6 protein-coding genes and 11 tRNA genes are annotated in these 7,671 nt (G+C 38.4%); 1 reads left to right on the top strand and 16 read right to left on the bottom strand.

What is annotated here, in order from left to right; all coding sequences use genetic code 11:
• Positions 1-27: 27 nt before the first annotated feature.
• The 3 genes from J3U50_RS03165 to J3U50_RS03175 are packed head-to-tail and all read right to left on the bottom strand — an operon-like array spanning position 28 to position 3,061.
• Entirely contained in the window at positions 28-1,182 is a 1,155-nt protein-coding gene (locus J3U50_RS03165; RefSeq protein ID WP_301945546.1) for a competence protein CoiA, read from the bottom strand.
• Positions 1,175-2,239: an adaptor protein MecA gene (locus tag J3U50_RS03170; protein ID WP_301945547.1), complete on the bottom strand. Its 1,065-nt coding sequence runs from the start codon at positions 2,237-2,239 to the stop codon at positions 1,175-1,177. Before J3U50_RS03170 ends, J3U50_RS03165 begins: the two co-directional genes overlap by 8 nt.
• Before the next feature lie 60 nt (positions 2,240-2,299).
• Complete coding sequence (locus J3U50_RS03175) at positions 2,300-3,061, bottom strand: MBL fold metallo-hydrolase (protein ID WP_301945548.1); 762 nt, start codon at positions 3,059-3,061, stop codon at positions 2,300-2,302.
• 92 nt (positions 3,062-3,153) lie between these two features.
• On the opposite strand from J3U50_RS03175, the gene J3U50_RS03180 reads away from it, so the two are divergent.
• Entirely contained in the window at positions 3,154-3,606 is a 453-nt protein-coding gene (locus J3U50_RS03180; RefSeq protein WP_054608279.1) for a hypothetical protein, read from the top strand.
• 40 nt (positions 3,607-3,646) lie between these two features.
• Here J3U50_RS03180 and J3U50_RS03185 read toward each other — a convergent pair whose 3' ends face one another.
• The 13 genes from J3U50_RS03185 to J3U50_RS03245 form a co-directional block, all read right to left on the bottom strand.
• Positions 3,647-5,743, bottom strand: a complete 2,097-nt coding sequence (locus J3U50_RS03185) for a heavy metal translocating P-type ATPase (protein ID WP_302467392.1) — start codon at positions 5,741-5,743, stop codon at positions 3,647-3,649.
• Positions 5,744-6,090: 347 nt separating this feature from the next.
• Complete coding sequence (locus J3U50_RS03190; protein WP_301945549.1) at positions 6,091-6,522, bottom strand: CopY/TcrY family copper transport repressor; 432 nt, start codon at positions 6,520-6,522, stop codon at positions 6,091-6,093.
• Positions 6,523-6,615: 93 nt separating this feature from the next.
• A tRNA-Ser gene (locus J3U50_RS03195) sits at positions 6,616-6,692 on the bottom strand.
• Between the two features lie 6 nt (positions 6,693-6,698).
• Positions 6,699-6,771 (bottom strand) — tRNA-Glu (locus J3U50_RS03200).
• 55 nt (positions 6,772-6,826) lie between these two features.
• Positions 6,827-6,901, bottom strand: a tRNA-Asp gene (locus J3U50_RS03205).
• A 4-nt stretch (positions 6,902-6,905) separates the two neighbouring features.
• Positions 6,906-6,979, bottom strand: a tRNA-Met gene (locus J3U50_RS03210).
• Positions 6,980-6,991: 12 nt separating this feature from the next.
• A tRNA-Ser gene (locus J3U50_RS03215) sits at positions 6,992-7,068 on the bottom strand.
• Positions 7,069-7,090: 22 nt separating this feature from the next.
• Positions 7,091-7,163, bottom strand: a tRNA-Glu gene (locus J3U50_RS03220).
• A 13-nt stretch (positions 7,164-7,176) separates the two neighbouring features.
• Positions 7,177-7,264, bottom strand: a tRNA-Ser gene (locus J3U50_RS03225).
• Positions 7,265-7,266: 2 nt separating this feature from the next.
• Positions 7,267-7,341: transfer RNA gene (locus J3U50_RS03230), tRNA-Ile, on the bottom strand.
• Between the two features lie 7 nt (positions 7,342-7,348).
• Positions 7,349-7,419, bottom strand: a tRNA-Gly gene (locus J3U50_RS03235).
• A gap of 32 nt (positions 7,420-7,451) precedes the next feature.
• Positions 7,452-7,524: transfer RNA gene (locus tag J3U50_RS03240), tRNA-Phe, on the bottom strand.
• A 7-nt stretch (positions 7,525-7,531) separates the two neighbouring features.
• Positions 7,532-7,606, bottom strand: a tRNA-Asp gene (locus J3U50_RS03245).
• Positions 7,607-7,671 lie beyond the last annotated feature (65 nt).

The following is a 7,671-nucleotide window of genomic DNA, read 5'->3' on the forward strand; positions in this document are numbered from 1 at the left end:
CTTTTGAAATATGCTATCTCCATCTTATCAAAAAATAGTGTTATTTTGCGTACTTAGCTCATTTAATTTTTGATAGTAATCGTCAAACCACTTAATTTCGTCGATTATGTGGACTCTACCATTTTTAATTTGAATTTTTCGTTTAGTTATCAACTGCATTATCAACAATTTAAACTCATCTTTAATATATTGAGTGGCGTTATGCACAAGTGGATAATTCGTTTGTAATCCGACCATTTGATTTGCAAACGCAAACACATCCCTTAATTTCGCGCGTTCCTTGATGCCAGCAACAATCAATATTTTCCATATCAAAAAGTTCTTCCCCATGATTGGACTGGTCACCTGTTTAATATCACAGATAATTGGCGATCCAGAAATATTATGATGCTGGTTATAACAAACGTTTTGCCACTTTAGCATCTGTTGATTCCGATAAAAGAGTTGATTTTCAATCCTGGTTAACTGACTAATCATGCCATGCATATTACTTTTGTACTGAACGATGATGCCGGGATTGTGAATAAACCTCAATAATTCATCCAACCGAGCAAACGTGACTCTTTGGTATCGTAGTTTTCCACACACATACTGACAGTTGTAACGTACCTCGATTTTGCGTTCGTTTATCAACCAGAAAAAGATGGTAAAACCAATTGAATCGATATAGTAATAAAACTTATTCACACTATCGCTGCCAAACCGTTTTCTGTAATTACTCCCCAATATCCATAGTGATTTCATATGTAGTTTATGGTATCCCATGATGCGTTCTTCCAATCGTTTCCGTGAAATCGGGCTGCATTGAAACTCAAACGCTAGTTTTTGATACATCAAATCGGGACGTTGATTGATTTCGGGCAAATACTTTTCCACATGTGTATTTCTTTTATCAATAAAATTCAGGAGCTGTTCTTTGCCCATTAAATGTTCATTGCTCTCGCCGTCTTCCATCGCAATCACACACTGACTATTCTTAAAGTGCGCAAAGTGTGGCGCATTAATGTTGCCGCGTTTTAAAATTAACTCTTCTTTGCAGATTGGACAGTAGTACTTTTGATTATCTTTAGCTGCACTCGCACTGACTAACTTTTCTTTATCAGATGCCATTAACATTTTCATCACCCAATAAATTAGATACGAAAAAAGACTGGCATATTTGCCAGTCTTTTTATTAGCCAAAGTATTTATTCACTTGGGTCATTGCTTGATGATCCATTATTACTTTCTTGTCGTTGTAGTGCTTGAAATCTACAGCGTTGATTTGGTTTCCATATTCAACGGCTTCACTCACAGCACTAGTAAAGTGCTTGAAGTCGACTTCGTTCTCAGTTCTAGTGGTAGTTAATTGAACCACGTAGAATGAACCGACCTTGTACAATGTTGAATCAACATCTTGAATGCCATGAATTGCATCGGCTAGTTTAACAACATTGTCGAAGTCGCTAACCTTTAGAATCATTTCCCATTTTTCAAGTTGTGGATTAAAGTGGCCTAAGCTTGGTTGCTTAGCATTTTTTACCATATCCTTGAATGGGTCACTATTGGAACGCTTGCTTGTTGAATCCAAGTCTTGACGTTCGCTTCTAGCTTGGTTAATTGTCGCAATCATCATTAGCTTGTAATGAGCATAGTCATCACTTCTTTCAAGCGCATCAATCATAGTTGAAAGATTCAATTGAATGTTATCAATGAATTCTTTTGTTTTGTCATCATATTTGTGATCTTCGCTCTTGAAGTCTAGGATTTTACCAAGCATTTCCTTGGCTCGAATCAATGAGTACAAACTCTTGGTATCAGTATAGTCCTTAAAGTGTCCCATACTTGGTAGTTGTGCTCTTTGTTCGTCGGTTCTGTCTTCACCAGTGTCGGTAAACATTTCAGAGCCAGGTCCATCATAGGTTTCATTGTCATTTTCGTCGTCTTCGATTTCATCGTCGACGTTATCATCTTCTACTTGTTCATCATCATTATTATTGATTTGGTTTTGGTTATCAAAAACATTCTTATTCTTAATAAACATGTCTAACCCTGTACTGTTTGGCAATACTTGGAAAGATACTGCCCCTGTACTCTTGAATTCATCATCTACATCGATTTCGTCCAAGATTGAGTATAAGAAAGATTCAATGCCATCTTCATCACCTAAAAGTGATAATAAATCAATTCCGCGTTCATCTAATTCTTGATTAGTGATTGTTACTTTGATTGTTCCAGAATTAATTTTTTCCATTCTCATTATCGACACCTCTTCTCACGTTCGTTATTTAATAACTACATTTTAACCTATTATCAACGGTTAGTTCAATGATTTAACGTCTTTTAAATCAATTACCATCCCTGTTTTTGGTAAGATTACGTTTACTGAATTATTTGTTGCCATCTCAGTTTGTTTCTTTAAATCATCCAAGTCACCATATTGTGGTAAATGACTGATTAAAACGTTGTTAACCTTAGCATCCAATGCTAATTTACCGGTTTCTTCAGAAGTCATGTGCCATTTTTGACCTTCCTTGTCATCATAGAAATTAGTGTCGGTCATTAATAAGTCAGCACCTTCACAAAATGATGCTAAGTCTTCAAAGTATCTAGTGTCCCCTGTGTAAACTAGTACTTGATTTGTTGCCTTGTCTTTAATCTTAATCGCAAATGTAACGACAGGATGTTGTGTTTTCTTAAATGTAATTTCCAAGTCACCTAAGGTTAAAACATCATCTTCATGGTATGGTTTAGCAACCGTATCGTCGAACCAGTTCAAAGCATCGAAATGTTCTTCATCTTCAGTGTGGCCATAAATTGATAGAGGGCCTTCCTTTAGCTTATTAGGTGCTAGTTGCCAGTAGTGTTGTAAAACCCCAACGTCCGCAATATGATCACTGTGGTAGTGAGATAATAAGACCGCGTCTAGGTTGTATGGGTTTAAGTGCTTTTCTAATTCCAATAGCACCCCACTTCCACAGTCCAATAATAGATTGAATTTTTCAGTTTGAATTAAATATCCGCTTGTGGCGATTCCATTATCTGGATAACCACCATAATATCCTAATACAGTAACCTTCATTTTGCATACCTTCTACTTGTTTTTATTTATCTTTAGTGTAAATATATAGATGTGATTTGTAAAATCTTTTTTATCATCTTGGAGGCGTAAAAATGGAAAATCAAATCAGCATGACATTTGGTAGCAATCAAATTTTAAACAAAATCAGAAAACAACATCCCAATGTAAAATTAAGTTTATTTAAAAACGGTGACGATCAGTATCAAATCGTCGATTTTTCCGGGAATCATAATATTTTCAAAAACCCAATTACATTCGATGTGTTGAAGAATCATAACTTTACTGAAAAGTTTGAGTTCGTAAATTATTCATACTTCAACCTATCAGAAGATGACCAAAAAATCTTCGATGCCAGCATCGAAAAGATGGATAATGATTCGAAGTTAGATAACATGGTTTCATTCGTCATCTTAAAGGAAACGGTTAACCGTAAGAGAACAGTTTTAATGACAACTTGGCATAATTACTTTGACTTCAATAATTGGAAGAAGAGAAATGACTTTTTGAACCTAGCAGAAATGTCATTAAACTATAAACGAGCATAATAAAAAAGCACTTTGGAATTAATCCAAGTGCTTTTTTTATTTACTTAATTTTTAATGTCATAGCATTAATTGCAACAATCACTGTACTTAGTGACATAATCACGGCACCTAACATTGGTCCAATGATAATACCAATTGAAGAAAGTGCTCCGGCTGCAAGTGGTAATGCGATGATGTTGTATCCAGCACCCCACCATAGGTTTTGAATCATCTTGGTACGAGCGTGTTTTGCAAGTTTAACCAAGTTAATCACATCTGCTGGATCACTGTTTACTAAGACAACGTCAGCGGATTCGATGGCAACGTCAGTACCTGAACCGATGGCAACACCTAAATCAGCCTTAGTAAGACTAGGGGCATCATTGACACCATCACCGATAAACATAACTTTACCTTGTTCTTGGTACTTAGTAACTAGTTTTTGTTTGTCTTCAGGAACTAATTGAGCGTTAACTTCCTTAATTCCTAAAATGCTTGCTACCTTATCAGCAGCTTGTTGGTTATCACCGGTTAGCATAACTGGGATAATGTTTTGACTGTTTAAGAAATCAATCATGTCCTTTGCACCAGGCTTGATTGAATCACCTTCAGCAATGTATCCAACAACTTTGCCATTTTCGACGACATAACTCAATGAGTTACCTTGTTGTAGATACTTGTCAGCAGTCTTTTGATCGTAATCAATACCATTCTTGTCTAAGTATGAACTTGAAACAACTTGGTATTCCTTACCATCAACGGTTCCCTTAATCCCTGAACCAGCAATTTCTTCAACGTTTTCAGCCTGAAGTGGCGATTCGTTTAAATCCTTGAATGCTTGAACAATTCCTTGCGCAAGTGGATGACTTGATGATGCTTCGATCGCCGCAGCAATCTTAATTACATCCTTCTTGTCGATGTTTGAATCTAAACTATCGTAGGCATTAACCTTGAAATCACCTTGAGTTAAAGTACCTGTTTTATCCATTAAAGCGTATCTAATTTGTTTAATACCTTCTAGTGCGGTCTTGTTTCTAATCAATAATCCATGAGTGGCAGAAATTGAAGTCATTCTTGAAATGATTAAAGGAATAGCTAGACCTAAGGCGTGTGGACAAGCAATGATTAATACACTGACAGTAATTGGAATTGCGTATGCAACACCATCTAAGATGCTCCAAGTTACAAACGCGATGACAGCAACAATCAATGCAGCGTAAAATAGGTATCCGGCAACTTTGTTAGCTAAATCTTCTGCTTCTGATTTTGATGCTTGTGCTTCACTTACCATGTTCATAACCTTTGATAAGTAACCACTTTCACCGGTACCAGTAATCTTAACCTTGATAGTTCCACTACCGTTAATTGATCCACCAATTACAGAATCATCGACACCCTTTTGCACGTCTCTTGATTCACCAGTAATTAATGATTCGTTTAAAGCAGTACTACCATCAACAATTGTTCCATCAGCGGGCACTTTTTCACCTGATTTAATTAAGATGGTTTGACCTTCTGATAATTCATGAACTGATACGTCTTTAGTTTGACCATCTGATTGAACTAAATGAGCATTGTCAGGTAATAATTCAGCTAGTTTGTTTAAAGCAGAACCAGCATTCATTACGGAATTCATTTCAATCCAGTGACCTAATAACATGATGACAATCAATGTTGATAATTCCCAGAAGAAATCATTTACCATTGGTGTTACCTTTAAAATGTCGTTAGCAATCACTGCATAAACACTGTATACATAAGCAACAGAAATCCCCATTGTAATTAGTGACATCATACCCGGCTTTTTACTCTTCATTTCACTGATACATGAAGTGAAAAATGGGTATCCACCATAGATGAATAAGATAGTTCCTAATACTAGAACAACAAAATCAGAGCCAGGAAATGTCACTTGGAAAGGCATCTTCATTCCCATCATTGGTGACATGATAATAATTGGAATTGTTAGAATCAATGAAATCCAAAACTTCAATTTTAGGTTTCCCATATGCATGTGACCCATGCTACCGTGGTCCATGCCACCATGGCCCATGTCCATACCGCAGCCCATGCCACTCATGCTCATGTGACCCATATCGTGGCCCATGTGGCTGTGATCCATGTGGTTCATATCATGGTCCATGTGTTCGTGATTCATGTGACTCATATCGTGATCCATATGGTGCATATGTTCGTGGTCCATGTGATTCATGTCATGTCCCATGTGTTCATTGTCCATGTTACCCATATCATGATTCATGTGGTGCATATCGCAATGATGGTCTCCATGAGAATGGTCATGTTCCCCACCATGGCTGCAACAACTCATGTTTTCATGGTCAGAATGGGAATGACCCTCCATTTTCATGTCATCATGATGCAAATCACACTTATGATCTGAGTTGCTGTGATCATGGTGCTTGCAGCAAGCCATTTCTCCATTGTGTTTTTCTTCGTCATTCATATCATGCTTTTTTCCGCACATTTATCTCATCTCCAAATAGATTATTCTTCCAAGCACTTACAATGAACCTCTTCGGGTGCTGTATCTCTCTTTTTCTTTAAGACATCGATGATCGAATCGATATCACTTTTACTTAGCTCAATGCTTTCGATAACGTCATGAAGAGTCTCTCCATAATGCATACAACACATTGACTCAAATACTCTCTTAACAGACATATCATATGCTGCTTGTTCCTTAATGGCAGAATAATAAATATTTTTCCTACCATCCTTCTTAATCCCTAAGAATTCTTTATCACATAAACGGGATAATAATGTTTTGATTGTTGATGAACTCCAGTCCATTTTCTTGGATAGGATATCAATCAATTGACTACTAGTTGTCTCTCCTAGTGTCCAAACAATTCTCATTACTTCCCATTCAGATTTCGTAATATCAGTCTTTTCCAAAAGCTGTATCACCCCACTCATTTATTTAACATTTTATAGTCTACAATTGTAGACGAAAGAAGTCAAATAAAAAGGATTGCAATTTAATGCAATCCTTTGTTTCCTACGTTAAGGAGAATGAGAGATTCGAACTCTCGCGTGGTTTGACCCACCTAGCGGTTTTCAAGACCGCCCCCTTCAGCCACTTGGGTNAATGATGACCCGTACGGGATTCGAACCCATGTTACTGCCGTGAAAGGGCAGTGTCTTAAACCACTTGACCAACGGGTCATAATAAATATTATGACAATAAAAAAAGATTATCCATCAAGGACGATCTCATTTACGGTTCGTACGAGACTCGAACTCGTGACCTCCTGCGTGACAGGCAGGCGTCCTAAACCGACTAGACCAACGAACCAAAATTGCGGGAGCCGGATTTGAACCAACGACCTCCGGGTTATGAGCCCGACGAGCTACCAGACTGCTCTATCCCGCGATAATATAAAGGAGAATGAGAGATTCGAACTCTCGCGTGGTTTGACCCACCTAGCGGTTTTCAAGACCGCCCCCTTCAGCCACTTGGGTNTATATAAAAGAAATATTTTAATGACCCGTACGGGATTCGAACCCATGTTACTGCCGTGAAAGGGCAGTGTCTTAAACCACTTGACCAACGGGTCAGTCAAAAACTAACGGAGAAGGAGAGATTCGAACTCTCGCGCCGGTAACCCGACCTACACCCTTAGCAGGGGCGCCTCTTCAGCCACTTGAGTACTTCTCCAATGGGCCTAGGGGGACTCGAACCTCCGACCTCACGCTTATCAGGCGTGCGCTCTAAACCAACTGAGCTATAGGCCCATATAAAAGCGGGTAACGAGAATCGAACTCGCGACAATAGCTTGGAAGGCTATGGTTTTACCACTAAACTATACCCGCATAATATAAAGTATAACATATATTTAGTTAAATGGCGCGGGACAGAATCGAACTGCCGACACACGGAGCTTCAATCCGTTGCTCTACCAACTGAGCTACCGAGCCATATAAACGGTTCGTACGAGACTCGAACTCGTGACCTCCTGCGTGACAGGCAGGCGTCCTAAACCAACTAGACCAACGAACCAAAATTGCGGGAGCCGGATTTGAACCAACGACCTCCGGGTTATGAGCCCGACGAGCTACCAGACT

The sequence above is a fragment of the Lactobacillus sp. B3795 genome (assembly GCF_026535805.1).
In the GTDB taxonomy this organism is placed as follows: Bacteria; Bacillota; Bacilli; order Lactobacillales; family Lactobacillaceae; genus Apilactobacillus; species Apilactobacillus kunkeei_C.